A 14,020-nucleotide genomic window follows, 5' to 3' on the forward strand; every position below is an offset into this window, starting at 1 on the left:
AAGAATCAAAAGTCCGGACGATGCCTGACACCAGTTGCCCGGGTGCCGGTCATTCCCTTTTTTCCAGCATGGACCGGGTGAGATACCGGAACATCAGAACCCCGCCGATAAAAATAGAAGCGGTGACCGCTACTGTGACATCACGGCCGAACGGTTTAAACCAAGAAGCGTCGTCTGCGATCAGAATGTTCCCGAGAAAAAGCGACAATCCCGCGCTCAGCACGAGAACGGGAACAATCGCGCGGATATCGGCATACGACACGGCCGCTCCGGTGAGGAGCAGATAGATAAAAACGCCCGGCATCAAAAACGAGGCCTCCTCCCCGGCGAGGTGCTGCGTGTATTCGTAAAAATGAAACAAAAACCCAGCCGGCACGCACGCCAACACGAACCCGGCGGCTGTAATAAACGTTTTCATGATGTAGAATTCTCCTCTCTTATAGCAGCAAAACCACCCACGGACTGAGAAGAAGTGCCAAACTGACAATCCCCAGTTTCCAGCTGAGCAGCAACGCGGCTGCAATCATGGAAAATACGCCGCTGATCAGCGTCAGCAGGATGGTTATGGCAAACCCGTAATCCTGCGGCCAGAACCACCATGATATCAAACCGACCGCGAAAATCAACCAGCATACAACATACGGAAGCCACCGCATCCATCTCACTCCTCTCCACTCTTGTTCATTCATTTTAACATAATGATCTTATCATTTATTTACAGCATGATGAAAGATTGGTAGGATATTGATGAAAGGTGGAAGGAAAGATCGAGATGAAAAACATGATAAGATTCGTTATTGGGCTTAGTTTTATATTTTACCTGTGTGTCATCATCCTGCTTTTGTTTATAGAAGCCAGGGGATATATGACCGCATCGGGTATGAGTGTTCTGGAGTATGCCGCAATCTCCTCCAACATTATTCCCTTTAAGACAATAGGTACATATATACAAGCTATGTTTACCGGCAGCATGAACATAGATATTCCGGTTAAAAACCTTATCGGTAACGTGTTGGTGCTGCTGCCGCTCGGCTTGTACCTGCCGTTTTTCATAAAATCATTAAGAAAAATCGGTGCGTTCACCATAACGCTGCTCGCCGTTTCTTTTTTGATTGAAATCCTGCAGCTGGTAATGAGGAGAGGAACGTTTGATATCGATGATGTGATTCTTTATATGCTTGGCGCGTGGCTGGGATTTGCACTTTGGAAAACGAAACCGGTGAAGATAATCGTCCGGTATCTCGAAAAAAATGAACGGTAGATGGCGCTAAGGGTCACAATGAGACGTGTAACGGAGAAATGTGCATCTTAGCGCGCTGCTACCCATCACAATCCGGTCAGCGCGGCAGAAAAGTGACTCTTAGAATCTGCCTAAGCGTCACAACCCCTCTTTGTTTGCTTCAAAGTGCATTTTAGAAACGACATCCGAGCTGAGACTGGACACTTTCCACTGCGAAATGTCCAGTATTTTTATGTTACAGACATTTTTTCTGCAAATCCTGTAAAAGTGTCTCTAATCCTTATTTACCGGACATGATCCGCGCCAACATGTCCACAACCTGAATGTTACGGACATTTTCCACCCCAAAGTGTCCACAAAAAAGCCCCCGGCACTGCGTGCGCCGGGAGCCTTCCTTCCGATTACATCATGTTCAACATCCACTGCGGATACGGGGTGCGTGGTTCGCTGATTTCGGTAAGACGGTCGTATTCATCCTGGGTCAGCTCGATTTCAGCTGCTTTCAGGTTGGATTTCAGCTGTTCGGTTTTTCTCGAGCCAATCAACACAGAGGACACGGCCGGGCGTTCCATGAGCCAGGCGAGCGCCACTTCCGCCGGCCCGACGCCATGGTTGCTGCCGATTTCGGTCAGGTTGTCGACAATCTCATTGGCCACTTTTTTATCCGGTACCGGCGGGAAGTCTTCCAGATCCGACGTGGCAAAACGGCTGTCGGTTTCTTTATCATTTCTATATTTGCCGGTCAGATAGCCGCCGTTTAACGGACTCCATACAAGAATACCCATGCCTTCTTCTTCGGCAAGCGGTACGACTTCATGCTCAATGTCGCGGTTGATCAGGCTGTAATGCATCTGCGCGGACGCGTAACGCGGCCAGCCGTTGCGGTCGGAGATGCCAAGCCCTTTGGCGATCTGCCAGGCGGCATGGTTGGACATACCGATGTAGCGGACTTTGCCCTGATTCACCAGATCCTCCAGCGTCCGCAGCGTTTCTTCAAGCGGCGTATTCTCGTCAAACGCGTGCAGCTGATACAAATCGATGTAGTCGGTACCAAGCCGGCGGAGGCTGTTTTCCACCGAATTCATGATGTGAAAACGACTCAGGCCGCGGTCGTTCACGTCATCACTCATTGCCCCCATCACTTTTGTGGCGATGACGAGATCCTGGCGCCGGTTTTTCACCGCTTTGCCGAGCATCTCCTCCGACACGCCGTAGCTGTACACGTCGGCAGTATCAAACAGGTTAATGCCGGCATCAATGGACATGTCGACCATCTCGTCCGCCCGCTTCTGATCTTCAAATCCTATGCTCCAATCGTCGCCGAACGTCATTGTTCCAAAGGACAGTGCACTCACTTTCAAGCCGGTATTTCCAAGTTTGTTATACTTCACAACACGACCTCCTTCTATTTTGGAAGCTGCCTGATGATTCTTCCCCAAAATTATCAGAAAAAAACACCCACCCCAAACATCCTGCTCACTATCTTGTAAAAAGGAACTCACTGACGCCATAGATAATCCAGCAGCACTGTGATACGGTGACATTGTGGAAATATTTATGTAATAATCAGATGAACAGACCAAGGAACGGATGGATGTTAACAAACCTGCTGTGAAGCCGTGAAGCGGCCTCCTCTGGATGCATCGCTCCTATTTCTTTCTCATACCAATCGACGAGTGCCTGAATGGCTTCCGGGACATGGAAAGGAGGCGTTGTCCGAATCAATTTCTCCTAAAATGATATGACAAACGTTTTGGATTACGTTTTCCGTCAAAGTGGTGTCCAAAAGCGACTTGACACAAAGAAATGACGTTTACATAAACTATACATATTCTAACTCGATGTTTTGAAATAATCTCCATACATGATACAGTTACCACATAAAAAAGGGCAGAAGCGGCTGTGAACTATCCCTGCCTATCGGACGACGCGGACGACCTTTTTTAATGAGGAGCGATATAAATGCCTTCTGCTTTCAACTATCTTTTTAAGGCCTTTTTTATTCTATCCGGTTTATCTATGTTAATCTTCATTATTATTTTAGATAAAAATCTCACTGGATACATTTTGTTTTTCATGTTTTTTATAGTGGCAATCATTTTATTTGTAATCGGATCTAAAAAATATAAAGAAGAAAAAGAGCCTCCTGAGAGCTAACATATTCAGGAGGTTCTTTTTATCATTCTTTTCTTGTTTATATCAGACTCTCTATCCAAACAATCATCCTGTCTTTTATGCCTCTGTTATATCCATGTCCCTTCCGCTGTCACAAACACATGACCACCTACTTGAATGGAAAAGGAGCTTTCTTTTTCAGCGGCGACGTGCAGCAGGGAGGGACGTCCGACAGGTAGCCCCTGCTCCACCTTATAGTGCAAATTAGTGTTTTTAAAATAACTATGTTGGAGCAGCCAGGCGGCGAGATTGCCGTTGGCGCTGCCGGTGGCGGGGTCCTCGAGATGGCCGGAAGTGAACATAAATACCCGCACGTACAGATCGTTATCCGCGTGTACCGGCTCCGGGGCGAACACGAGAAGGTTCGCGTCCCCGATCTCATCAAGAATCTCGTCATACAAACGGTGCTCCACGCGGCAGCGGTCCACAGCTTCCCGTGTGGCGAGCGGTACAATGATGCTCGGCAGTCCCGTTGATACCGACTGCACCGGATACGCTGCCTCGATATCCGCTTGACTGATCTGCAGGGTATCGGCGAGGCGGGCGGCATCCAGCACGTCATGAAACGCCGGCTCGTTCTGCGTCATCCAGCCTCGTTCCCCTTCAAAAACAACCGGCACCTGCCCGACGTTGAGATTCAGCAGCACCTGATCCGTAGAATGGTCTTCCATAAACCGGCGGATCACATATGCCGTGCCAAGCGATGGATGGCCGGCAAACGGAATTTCTGCATCCGGGGTGAAAATTTTCACATCATAGCCGCCATTCCCTCGGCGTCCCGACATGATAAAGGTCGTTTCGGAGAAGTTCATTTCTTTAGCAATCTGCTGCATCTCTTCCTGACTTATATCGGCATCCGGCTGAAACACCGCCAATTGATTGCCCTGGTACTTGTCTTCGGCAAACACATCCACGATATGAAAATGCATCAACAACTCTCCTTTCCCCGCCCCCTTTATACGGAGGCGGTACGGCATAATGATAGAGATTCCTTAACAGAAGAAAGCATGGACGAAGGTTAAGCAGTGAAAGTAGACGACCTGCAGCACCTAGCGGAAGAACAGGAAGGATGTCAGGATAAACGCTGCCGGGATAACAATCAAGCCTGCTTTGTCTGCTCTCGAATACCGCTTGGACCCTTTTCCGGTGATAAAAGGCAGAACCATCGATCCTGTGATTCCCGCGAAAAGAAAGCCGGCCGCCAGAAAGACATACCCCATGGCTTCAAATCCCCGCGCTACCAGCAAGGCATACAAAATAATGATAACAGCCGCCGCCACGGTCACAAGAGATGCGGTATAAAAACGACCGCTTTTCCTGGCGAGAATCAAGACAAAGCTGAAGAGCAGCAACCCAAGAAATAGTCCAACAGCGAAAACAGCGTACACAGCATCTTCCTCCTTCGTTTTTTTACCCGGAATAAACGATCCGGGTGTTGACTTTTTTCCATAAATACCAGACCGTATAGGCGACAAATAAAAGCCAGATGCCGTGGTGGGCGGCAAAGGTCCAGAAACTCCAGAACAGGCTTTCCACAAAGCCGGTTCCCGACATCACAGCGGTAATCAACAGAAAGAGGAAGGTGAACATGGAAAAGACGTAATGCACCACGAGCGAAGTCGAGCGGTTTAACACCGATGTTACCCAAAGCAGCGCGGCGAACACGGCCGCCGCTGCCACAAGGTTGACCGCGAGTACAAAACCGGGGGACAACCCGATCACCGCACCGGCAGCCGGATCATATCCTTCCAGTTCGGTGCCCAGGTATTCCTTGAATCGGTCATGGGCCATCCGCCGCCTCGCACCGACAAAGCCAAGCACCATCCAGACGAGAAGAAGTACCGCCGCGGTCATCCGAAAACCCGCGCTTGAAGACAGCGTATCACGCATCCTTCATTCATCCCTTCGTCGTATGTATCGGATAGATTCCGTGCTTCCAGCTATATGCGCCCGGATCCCGATAATTGACCACTCACGTCTTCTATTTTTCCACGCTTTTCACCCACCGTACCAGCCAGTACAAAACAATCCACGGCAAAACAAATTTCGTCGACCATTCCACTATAATGATCACCCACAGACGTACATCAACGCCTGCTATCTGCAAAAGGACGAAGAATGCTGCAATCAAGGCAGCATCTATGATGATCCATTTTTTCTCCATCGTTATCCCTCTCATTCCCGTTCCACTTTTTCTATGATAGGATAACCTTATCAAAATTTTACATGAAGAAAAAACCCGTATCTTTCAAAATCTACGGGCAGGAAAGAGATGGTACACCTTTGGAAGTCATCACAGGAAATGAATCGCTGCTTACCCTGCTGACAATAGGAAGTTTCCTTATTCTAAACAAACTCATTACTTCTACCATTCTAGGGAAGATGAAAGCAGACAAAACGAAATGGTTTTCCAGTACTTATTTCAATGATTTTCACCGTCAAGCCGGTATCATTCTCAACTTTTTACTGGCCTTCGCTTTTTTCTGGATTTTCGCCTTTGGTGAAGTGTATCCTGTACTGGGGTCAGCTCCGCTTGTGGTAGTTATTCTTTTGACCGTTTGTCTGACCGCTTATATGAAGTGGCGTCACGCCAAAAACCGCGCCAATTACAAAGCGTACCTCCTAAACGTTGCTTTCACCGCTGTTTTTGCGAGTGTTTTTGTGCTTTTCGTCATACAAATCATACCTTGATGCATGCTTCAAAACAACATAAAGATTTTTCAAATGGGGGTGGTGGGGCATCGCCTTCACGTTTCTCATGGCATAGCTGCAGGCATCACCAACGTTTGAATGGCAGAAACCGGAGCTTTTTTTAAAGGAGGCAGATAAGGAATGAAATTTCTGTTACCACTGCTTGCCTGCATTGTTATCATGCTGAGCAGTTGCTCCATCGAACCTGAGCGTAACGGCGAAAATGGAACAACATCCGTATCCTATCAAGCATGGGTTAGAGTGAACGGCATAGTATATCAATCCCAGGGATCCCAAAATAATGGAAAATATACACGGGATGAAAAGATAGGGGAAGTGAAGTATAACCTGCCGCCGGATAAAAGCATAAAAGAAAATTTCGCCTCCAATTACGCAGAAGAAGGCGCAGCCATTTATGCTGTCCAGGACAGGAGAAACATACTTTTGGTCGAAGGAGAGAGTGGATCATATGAGGTTTTTTCCCATAGAGAGGATTAGCTGTGATGAACATTGCTTCCTGCTTGTGTTACTGAAGAGCGCAGGATAACGGACAGCGCCGTATGTAAAGTGTCCATTATCCCAATATAGTAGACACAAAAAACTTCGTCTGCTGCTTTTCTGTCCACTATTTTTATATACGGGACACATTGCCGCTGCAAGCCTAATAAAATGTCCTTTAATTGAGTTTTATAGATGCTTTTTCAAGATAAATGATTCCAGCCGTCCATCATGTACGGCTTACTCAAATAAGGCTGCGCTCCGGGTAACACCCCCAAAACGCAGCTGTATTTCGTGTACTTCCTTTTTAGTTTCTCACCGTAGAAAATTGTTCGAATACGGAGGTTTCCTGATTCCACAACGATTCATGCGTATACGTGATACCAGGATCGTTGATCACCGCTGATATTGTAACGGTCGTTTTCCTGCTGCCGGCCGGATTCACCTGTACGCTCTTTTCATCAGCTTTCTCCGGAATCATTGGCACACTGCCCTCTTGAAACACATATACCGCTCCTTCCCGCTCATAAAACTGGTCGAAGTACGGTTGGATGACATTGTCCGAAAACCGGGAGCCAAGATGGGAGAACATCGCCTGTTTTTCTTCTTCAGAGATCGTCCAGATCTGACCTGAAACCGGAAGACTCCATACATCCATCATCCATGTTTGTGTCTCCTTCACGAAAGAAACGGTTTCCTTTTCACTGGCTTCCCCAATCTCCAGGCTTTCCGGCGCAGGCATATCACGCAGCTGGTTTTCAACAGAACCGGGCTCCTCCAACCGTTCTTCCGGCATCACAGCACGAGTGAGAAATACGGAAAATTGAGCCCTTGTGGTGGCTTCATTCGGATGAAAGCTTTTCCGGTCTTCTTTCCCACCTGCTATTCCATTACCGGTTACAGCAGAAATGTCCGCAAACGCCCAGTGGTTCGGAGCGACGTCCACAAAATACGCCTGCTCTGCTGATTCCACATCAAAAGCCCGCTTCAATACAGCGGCCATTTGGGCCCGCGTCACCTTCTCCCCCGGCCGAAACATTCCATCGCTTCCCTGGAAAATACCATCCTCTGCCACAGCTGCTATGGCCCCTGCATGAGGGGTATCTTCCTTCACATCTGAAAAACGGCCCGCCGCATTATTCTCCGTGTTCAAATCCAACACTTCCGCCAACATACCTGCAGCCTGATGCCGGGTAACTTCCCGGTTCGGAGCAAACGTTCCACCCGGATAGCCGCTGACCACTCCTTCTTCCTGTAAATACTCTATCTCTTCGGACGCCCAGAAATCAGCACCAACATCACCAAAAGAGGCTTTTGCTTCACCGGAAACCGCTCCCCACACTAGAGCAGGGACTGTAAGAAACAGCATCCATCCGATTATTTTTCTCATTGTATTCCTCCTAATCGTACACTTCTACAGACTCAGCTCCCTCCTCCAGACGATATTCATAGATACATCCGTCATTCCCTGGATAAAACAAGGAATAGCGAGCTGCCTGATGATTCTCATTCCAAAATATAAATAACTGATACTCCAGTTTTCCCTCATCGAGTGCATCCGTGCTTACGGTAGGAAGAGAAGATGCCTCCGAATGACTGTAATTGCCTGTTCCTCCCATATCAAAGCGCCATCCTTCTCTTGTTTTCCCTCCCCCCACTTCTTCCACTGCTTCATCGTGCTGTCCGAATAATTCTGTCACTTCTTCTTTGGAATAGCCGTTTACGGCATGATCCATGACATATTCCGGCATCTCCCTGATTTTCTGTTCCAACTTTTCTATATCTTTTTCTTTTACTGCCGTCTGTTGCATACTTTTTAATTCATCGATCGATTCCATAGCAGAACGGGTGTTGCCTGATTTTCTCTCGGCATTTGCCAGATAATACCTATACTTTCCATGTTCCGGTGCTCCCTGCACAAGGTCTTCGTAATAATTCACAATTCGTGGAAAGTAATTGTCATACGTTTGTTCAGCGGCCGCTAATGTAGAATTCTCCACATTATAGATTTCTACATCGTACGCTTGATCTACATCTTTTCTCCAGACGATAAGCTCCTTTTCCGGAGAATAATCCTGCTCTTCTCTAACATCTTCTATCTTTACCTTATCGTACTCGATAGTCTCCATTTGCCGAAATCCATCTTCTCGCTTTTGATACAGGTGTAATTCCTTTTTACCGGACTCTTTTTGAAGGCCCAGCATTATTTCATAGCGGCCGTTTCCGCTTATATCCGCTACATACTGGTCTTTCAACCCTGTTACATTTTCATGCTTCGTCTGCCAATGCTTTTCCCAATCCCCATTGGTTTTTCCCAGAATCCATGTGTGAAGCGTATCTTCTTCCGAAGGAGTGTTGAAACTCACCATCCCTTCCTTTCGACCTTTATTATTAAGATTATGAAACGACACAGCGCTTTTTTTATCCGTACCGGCAGGCATTACTTCTTCACCGTTCTCCGTTAAGCCCTCTAAGACGTCAGCTGTCTGTTCGTTTTTCTCTTCCTGCGTGAATTCAGAAGAAGTCGGATGCTGCAATGATTCCTCCGGCGATGCAATCGAACTGCATCCCGTTAAAAACAAGAATGCAGCGGCAAGCATGAAACCTGGAATTGTATAGCTCACCATATTCCATTCCCCTCTAACACCTGCTGTTTCATTGTACGTCACCCTTTGTCATAAATCGTTACGAAATCATTAAAAATGGTTACAAAACGGTTAAGATGGAAAGCTCAAAGTGACGGTTGTACCTATTCCCCATTCACTTGTGATATCCATCCTCCCGTGATGCCGGTTTATAATTTCTGTACTGATCGCAAGACCGAGGCCGCTTCCCGATTTATGGTTAAAACCCTGATACGCCCTTTCCTGTATGTGAGGTAAATCTTTTTCGGCAATACCTTCGCCGTCATCTGTAATAACCATGAGTACTTCTTTTTCCCTGCGTTCCGACCGAACTGTAACAGTCCCGTTCTGCGGAGAATACTTGATGGCATTGTCTACGATATTAAGAAGTACCTGTTTGACTCTATTTCGATCTGCGTGAAGGTCCATTACATCTGACTTAAACTGGATATCTATATTCATTCGATTCCCTCTTGCCATTAGTTGTCGTTCTAATTCAGCGAACAGCTCCTTCACATCAAACCATTCCTGCTGCAGGACAAGGTCTCCGGCTTCCATTTTAGAAAAATCCAGCAGCTCTTCCACCATGACGGACAGTCTTTCTGTTTCTTCGTCTATCAGTTGGAGTCCTTCCTGTACGTTTTCCTGGTCCATTTCCGATGTATTTCTCAGCAACACCGCCCATCCCTGGATAGAAGTCAGCGGGGTGCGAAGTTCATGGGAGACCGAGGAGATGAAACGGCTTTTCAGAGTTTCCTGTCTTTGTAGTTCTGATGCCATAAAGTTTAATGACCCGGCCAGCTGTCCAATTTCATCTTTATTCTTCGTGGATACCCGTTCTGATAGATACCCCTCTGCCATTTTTTCAGTGGAAGTCGTCAGTTTCCGGATCGGTTGGACGATAGAATGAGAAAGAAGAATACTGACAAGGACAGATAATCCTGTTACGGCGACCCCGGAACCCAGAAGAATCCCGGATATAATGAAAAGAGAATCGTTGGCTTTGTCCAGTGACGTCGTATAGCGAACAGCTCCGGCTGTTTCATTGCCCGCCTTCAAGGGCACAGAGGCCGCTATTATGGATTCTTCCCTTCCAGAGCGTTTTCCCATCCAGCTGGAACTTCTACCTGATAAAGCTGAATCTACGTCAGGATAGTCTGATAGATTGGCTGTTCTGTCTTTTTCAACACTATCTTTAAGGAGCACCCCGTTCTCATTGACGACCTGTAATTGAAGTGAGGAGTTATTCTGAACTCCAGAAATAAATTCATGTACTTGATTTTCTATGGCTGCTGTTGAAAACTGAGAAGAATAAATAGCTGCAGCTTCTTCAGCCTCTTCTTTTACATTCTGTTCCAAGTTATTGAAGTAATACTGTCTCGTAATAAAAAGAAGAATTAAAATAAGAGCGAACACGGATAATCCAATAACGATAAAATGGCTGATTATTAATCTATTTTTTATACTCATTATAATTTTTCATTCCATCGGTATCCCATTCCCCACACGGTTTCAATCCATTGCGGTTCGGCAGGGATTTCTTCTATTTTCTCCCGCAACCTGCGTATATGAACATCTACGGATTTAGGGACGCCATAATAATCTTCTCCCCAGATTTCATTTAAAAGCTGATCCCGGCTGAAGGTCTGCCCGGGATGATGAAGAAACCAAGACACCAGATAATACTCAGTGGGTGTGAGGTCAAGCGCTATGCCATTATAAAGCACTTGTTTCGATTGTTCGTTCAATTGGAAAGGACCCTGAGAGGTGTGGTGCGGTTCTCCTTTATGCAAGCGACGCAGAATTGCTCGAACCCGAGCGGCTAGTTCCAGCGGATTGAAGGGTTTCACCATGTAATCATCAGCCCCAAGCTCCAGCCCCGTTAATTTATCCATATCCTGGCCAAGCGCCGTTAGAATTAATATAGCCGAATCCGGATACTCCCGGTACAACAGCTCACAAACCTGAAAACCGTCCATGTCGGGCAGCCTAATATCCAGAACAACCAAATCCGGGGTCTTATCCTTCATCAGTTCCATTGCGTGAGTTCCGGTCTCCGCTTCCTTCACTTCGAAACCACTTCTTTGCAGTTGAATCGTAATCATCCGGCGTATTGGATGTTCATCTTCAATAACGAGTACATATGCCTCCATCCTGCACCTCCCTCAACGATCACACTATTTATTTACATCCTACCACTTCTATCTTCCAACTCCTATATCTACATTGTAAAAGAACCACTATTTTGAATGAATTGGAATTCAAAGAAGCGGAGCACGTAATACCTTATTTTCTAAAATACTGGTTAGTCACAATCGGCGAAGTTATCTTGCTTGACGTTTTGGGTGAATACATAGCGAGGGCTTAGTGGATATATGTAACTTCTGTTAATTATTTATAGGGTGCATTTATCAATGAATACCTTGTGTCATTAGGTATTATTTTTTACAATGCTCTTAAGGAGGAGTGCAATTTGGTTCAGATTTCAAAAGAATTAATGAAGGGGAATATTGATACGATTATTCTCGCACTGTTGAACGATCAGGATATGTACGGATACGAGCTGGCTAAGTACATTCGAATAAAGACGATGGATCAGTTTGAATTGAAAGAAGGCACGCTCTATGTCTCTCTCAAGCGTCTCGAAAATAATAAATCAGTACGTTCGTATTGGGGCGATGAGCAGGGAGCAGGCGGACGAAGGAAGTATTACACATTAACCAAAGCAGGGCAGAAAACCCTTCGTGAAAAGAAAAAAGAATGGAATTTGATGAGCGAGATTATGAATGGATGTTTGCGGGAGGTGACTGACCTGTGAGACAAGTCGATACGTATGTGGAACAAGTCTTTCAAGAACGGAACAAAGATAAGCAGGAAATTAAGGAACTGCAAAACGAAATGAAAAATCATTTATATGAATCCGCGGCTGATATCAAGCGAAAAGGCTTTTCTCAGGAAGAAGCGGAAGAAATTGCGATTCAGCGATTTGGAGGAGAAACGATTATTCCCCGCATTTTGGATCAAGTGTCAAAGCAGCAGAAATCCTTTGCGGATACATTGTTATACGCTGGCATTATACTGCTTTGTTTGTCACTCGCAGCTGGACTGGGTTTACACTATTTCAGTGTACATATGGTCACGGAACAATCGAAGATAGCAGACAGCGTGTTGGATACTTTAGGAGAACAGGAGGAAATATCCGGTAGGATGGAACAGCAAATTCAATTGGAGATAAACAATCCATATCTTGAAAAACTATCCGTGTACCGCATCAATGAAGAATCGATTGACAATGCTGTCTCTAAAAAAGTAGTAGAAACAGACCCGCGTTTCACTTTTAGTCAGAGTCCTTCAATAATAGGAAGCTTCCTTCTTAATGGATGGGGAACAGAGATCCGAACTCCTGACTGGAAAATAGAAAGTCATTTTAACAGCTTCTACACTCTTTCCACATCCATTCTTTATACGGGAATCCTGTTGTACTGGTTGTTATTCTCCATTTGGGGAACCATTCGTGCACATCATAAAAATGTGTCAGCCTGGCGGTGGGGAATTGTCTTTCTTGTCTCTAATGTTGTAGGTTTATTGATCATGCAATGGTTTCAACGAAGCGGGAGGAAGAAGAGCGGCTAGAATGAAAGACGGCAGCAAATAAAGAATATAAACATCAATCTGGAGGGAGGCTATAGTATTTGAGGTTCCGGTTCTGTCTCAAACGACAGTTTATTCTGCGCCGCCCCTCCCGTTTTTCCGCTGCCGGCCTTATTCACCTGTACGCCCGCTTCATCAGCATTCTCGGAAATAACCGGCATGCCACCCTGGAAAGTTAACGAGGATATTCTTCGGTATTATCTTTCAACCAATCGGCAATGTCCGCAAACGTGACTTCTCCTTGAGCAGCAGAAACCGTGAAATTCTCATTCTCCGTGTCATTTTTGTTGATTTTACAGCCATTTTTCTTTAAAAACACATCAACGGCTGCGAAAGCGGTTCGTTTGTTGCCGTTATGAAAGCAGTGATTCCTTGCCAGCGACTCGAATAATGCCGAAGCTTTTTCAAATAATCCGGGGTATGCGCCTTCTCCAAAATCGGATTGTTTCGGGCGGTGGACAGCTGATTCAAGGAGTCCCTGATCTTTTATTCCTGCCTGCTCTTCGTCTTTGAACTTTTTCATCATCATAAAATGTATCAATGCGACGTCTTTGGTTCTCAAATATAGAATCGCCATCTATCTATCCTTCAAGTTTTCGAAGACATCATAGTGATCTTCAAAGGTTTCAGCAAGCATATCCAACATCTCTGCATCCACTTCCTCTTCCCACTTCCGCTTTTTCGTTAATACCAGCTGGTTGTCATGAACCTCGAATTCGATTTCATCGCCGCGTTTAATGTTTAAAGAATCGGTGATGGATTTTGGCAGGCCGACACTAAGACTGTTGCCTGTCTGACTTACTTTACGACTTTCCTTTCCACTCATAGAATCACATCCGCTTCCTGTCTATTTTTACTCACTATGGGATTTCTTTCGAAAAATATATACATACCAATTTTCAATGTAATTACATCATAACTCATCATGAAGAAGAAAACAAGCAAAAGGACTATAGCAGAAATACTATAAAAGCGGGGGTTGAAAATTTTCAAGATGTTATTCAATATTGTAATTACAGTTCAAACACGGAGGCCGCTGCGATGTTAAGTTATTTTAAATTCTTCTTATTCATGATTGCTGGTCTTTCTTTATTTCAGGTGCTGTTTTCATGGTTTAACCAGACAATCATATACATCATCG

At 45.7% G+C, this 14,020-nt stretch carries 20 protein-coding genes; 5 read left to right on the plus strand and 15 right to left on the minus strand.

Features of this window, described 5'->3' with window-relative positions:
• Window positions 1-49 precede the first annotated feature (49 nt).
• Both BM058_RS08565 and BM058_RS08570 read right to left on the minus strand, forming a co-directional pair.
• Window positions 50-418 carry a hypothetical protein gene (locus BM058_RS08565; protein WP_090926625.1) on the minus strand — a complete coding sequence of 123 codons (369 nt, stop codon included), beginning with the start codon at window positions 416-418 and terminating at the stop codon, window positions 50-52.
• A 19-nt stretch (window positions 419-437) separates the two neighbouring features.
• Window positions 438-656 (minus strand): hypothetical protein, encoded by a 219-nt coding sequence (locus BM058_RS08570; protein ID WP_090926626.1) that lies wholly within the window; start codon window positions 654-656, stop codon window positions 438-440.
• A gap of 116 nt (window positions 657-772) precedes the next feature.
• Between BM058_RS08570 and BM058_RS08575 the strand changes: the two genes are divergently transcribed.
• Window positions 773-1,261, plus strand: a complete 489-nt coding sequence (locus BM058_RS08575; protein ID WP_090926675.1) for a VanZ family protein — start codon at window positions 773-775, stop codon at window positions 1,259-1,261.
• Between the two features lie 380 nt (window positions 1,262-1,641).
• Here BM058_RS08575 and BM058_RS08580 read toward each other — a convergent pair whose 3' ends face one another.
• From BM058_RS08580 to BM058_RS08610, 6 genes are all read right to left on the minus strand, one after another.
• A complete protein-coding gene (locus BM058_RS08580) occupies window positions 1,642-2,631 on the minus strand; it encodes an aldo/keto reductase (RefSeq protein WP_090926627.1) in 990 nt (329 codons plus the stop codon).
• A 175-nt stretch (window positions 2,632-2,806) separates the two neighbouring features.
• Window positions 2,807-2,965 carry a Fic family protein gene (locus BM058_RS08585; protein WP_090926628.1) on the minus strand — a complete coding sequence of 53 codons (159 nt, stop codon included), beginning with the start codon at window positions 2,963-2,965 and terminating at the stop codon, window positions 2,807-2,809.
• 518 nt (window positions 2,966-3,483) lie between these two features.
• The gene (locus BM058_RS08595; protein ID WP_090926630.1) at window positions 3,484-4,344 is read right to left on the minus strand and encodes a PhzF family phenazine biosynthesis protein; all 861 of its coding nucleotides are present in this window, start codon (window positions 4,342-4,344) and stop codon (window positions 3,484-3,486) included.
• A 120-nt stretch (window positions 4,345-4,464) separates the two neighbouring features.
• Window positions 4,465-4,803: a hypothetical protein gene (locus tag BM058_RS08600; RefSeq protein ID WP_090926631.1), complete on the minus strand. Its 339-nt coding sequence runs from the start codon at window positions 4,801-4,803 to the stop codon at window positions 4,465-4,467.
• A 22-nt stretch (window positions 4,804-4,825) separates the two neighbouring features.
• Window positions 4,826-5,305, minus strand: a complete 480-nt coding sequence (locus BM058_RS08605; RefSeq protein WP_090926632.1) for a hypothetical protein — start codon at window positions 5,303-5,305, stop codon at window positions 4,826-4,828.
• A gap of 91 nt (window positions 5,306-5,396) precedes the next feature.
• Window positions 5,397-5,579 carry a hypothetical protein gene (locus tag BM058_RS08610; protein WP_090926633.1) on the minus strand — a complete coding sequence of 61 codons (183 nt, stop codon included), beginning with the start codon at window positions 5,577-5,579 and terminating at the stop codon, window positions 5,397-5,399.
• Window positions 5,580-5,698: 119 nt separating this feature from the next.
• Here BM058_RS08610 and BM058_RS08615 point away from each other — a divergent pair, with 119 nt between their 5' ends.
• Together BM058_RS08615 and BM058_RS08620 are read left to right on the plus strand one after the other, a co-directional pair.
• Complete coding sequence (locus tag BM058_RS08615) at window positions 5,699-6,106, plus strand: DUF4181 domain-containing protein (protein ID WP_177195488.1); 408 nt, start codon at window positions 5,699-5,701, stop codon at window positions 6,104-6,106.
• A 141-nt stretch (window positions 6,107-6,247) separates the two neighbouring features.
• Window positions 6,248-6,604 carry a hypothetical protein gene (locus BM058_RS08620; protein WP_090926635.1) on the plus strand — a complete coding sequence of 119 codons (357 nt, stop codon included), beginning with the start codon at window positions 6,248-6,250 and terminating at the stop codon, window positions 6,602-6,604.
• Window positions 6,605-6,911: 307 nt separating this feature from the next.
• Here the strand turns inward: BM058_RS08620 and BM058_RS08625 are convergent, their stop codons facing one another.
• From BM058_RS08625 to BM058_RS08640, 4 genes are all read right to left on the minus strand, one after another.
• Entirely contained in the window at window positions 6,912-7,994 is a 1,083-nt protein-coding gene (locus BM058_RS08625) for an S-layer homology domain-containing protein (RefSeq protein WP_090926636.1), read from the minus strand.
• A 10-nt stretch (window positions 7,995-8,004) separates the two neighbouring features.
• The gene (locus BM058_RS08630; RefSeq protein WP_090926637.1) at window positions 8,005-9,231 is read right to left on the minus strand and encodes a hypothetical protein; all 1,227 of its coding nucleotides are present in this window, start codon (window positions 9,229-9,231) and stop codon (window positions 8,005-8,007) included.
• A gap of 90 nt (window positions 9,232-9,321) precedes the next feature.
• Entirely contained in the window at window positions 9,322-10,698 is a 1,377-nt protein-coding gene (locus BM058_RS08635) for a sensor histidine kinase (RefSeq protein WP_090926638.1), read from the minus strand.
• Entirely contained in the window at window positions 10,698-11,381 is a 684-nt protein-coding gene (locus tag BM058_RS08640) for a response regulator transcription factor (protein ID WP_090926639.1), read from the minus strand. Before BM058_RS08640 ends, BM058_RS08635 begins: the two co-directional genes overlap by 1 nt.
• A 344-nt stretch (window positions 11,382-11,725) precedes the next feature.
• Between BM058_RS08640 and BM058_RS08645 the strand changes: the two genes are divergently transcribed.
• Complete coding sequence (locus BM058_RS08645; protein WP_090926676.1) at window positions 11,726-12,046, plus strand: PadR family transcriptional regulator; 321 nt, start codon at window positions 11,726-11,728, stop codon at window positions 12,044-12,046.
• Window positions 12,043-12,861 (plus strand): permease prefix domain 1-containing protein, encoded by an 819-nt coding sequence (locus tag BM058_RS08650; RefSeq protein WP_090926640.1) that lies wholly within the window; start codon window positions 12,043-12,045, stop codon window positions 12,859-12,861. The genes BM058_RS08645 and BM058_RS08650 overlap by 4 nt, the downstream gene beginning before the upstream one ends.
• 50 nt (window positions 12,862-12,911) lie before the next feature.
• Here BM058_RS08650 and BM058_RS18740 read toward each other — a convergent pair whose 3' ends face one another.
• From BM058_RS18740 to BM058_RS08660, 3 genes are read right to left on the minus strand one after another with little or no spacing between them, the layout of a single operon-like run.
• Window positions 12,912-13,040: a hypothetical protein gene (locus BM058_RS18740; RefSeq protein ID WP_281244689.1), complete on the minus strand. Its 129-nt coding sequence runs from the start codon at window positions 13,038-13,040 to the stop codon at window positions 12,912-12,914.
• A gap of 14 nt (window positions 13,041-13,054) precedes the next feature.
• Window positions 13,055-13,456 carry a type II toxin-antitoxin system death-on-curing family toxin gene (locus BM058_RS08655; protein ID WP_090926641.1) on the minus strand — a complete coding sequence of 134 codons (402 nt, stop codon included), beginning with the start codon at window positions 13,454-13,456 and terminating at the stop codon, window positions 13,055-13,057.
• Entirely contained in the window at window positions 13,457-13,705 is a 249-nt protein-coding gene (locus BM058_RS08660) for an AbrB/MazE/SpoVT family DNA-binding domain-containing protein (RefSeq protein WP_090926642.1), read from the minus strand.
• Between the last annotated feature and the right edge of the window lie 315 nt (window positions 13,706-14,020).

It is taken from the genome of Salibacterium qingdaonense (genome assembly GCF_900114715.1).
Classification (GTDB): Bacteria; Bacillota; Bacilli; order Bacillales; family Marinococcaceae; genus Salibacterium; species Salibacterium qingdaonense.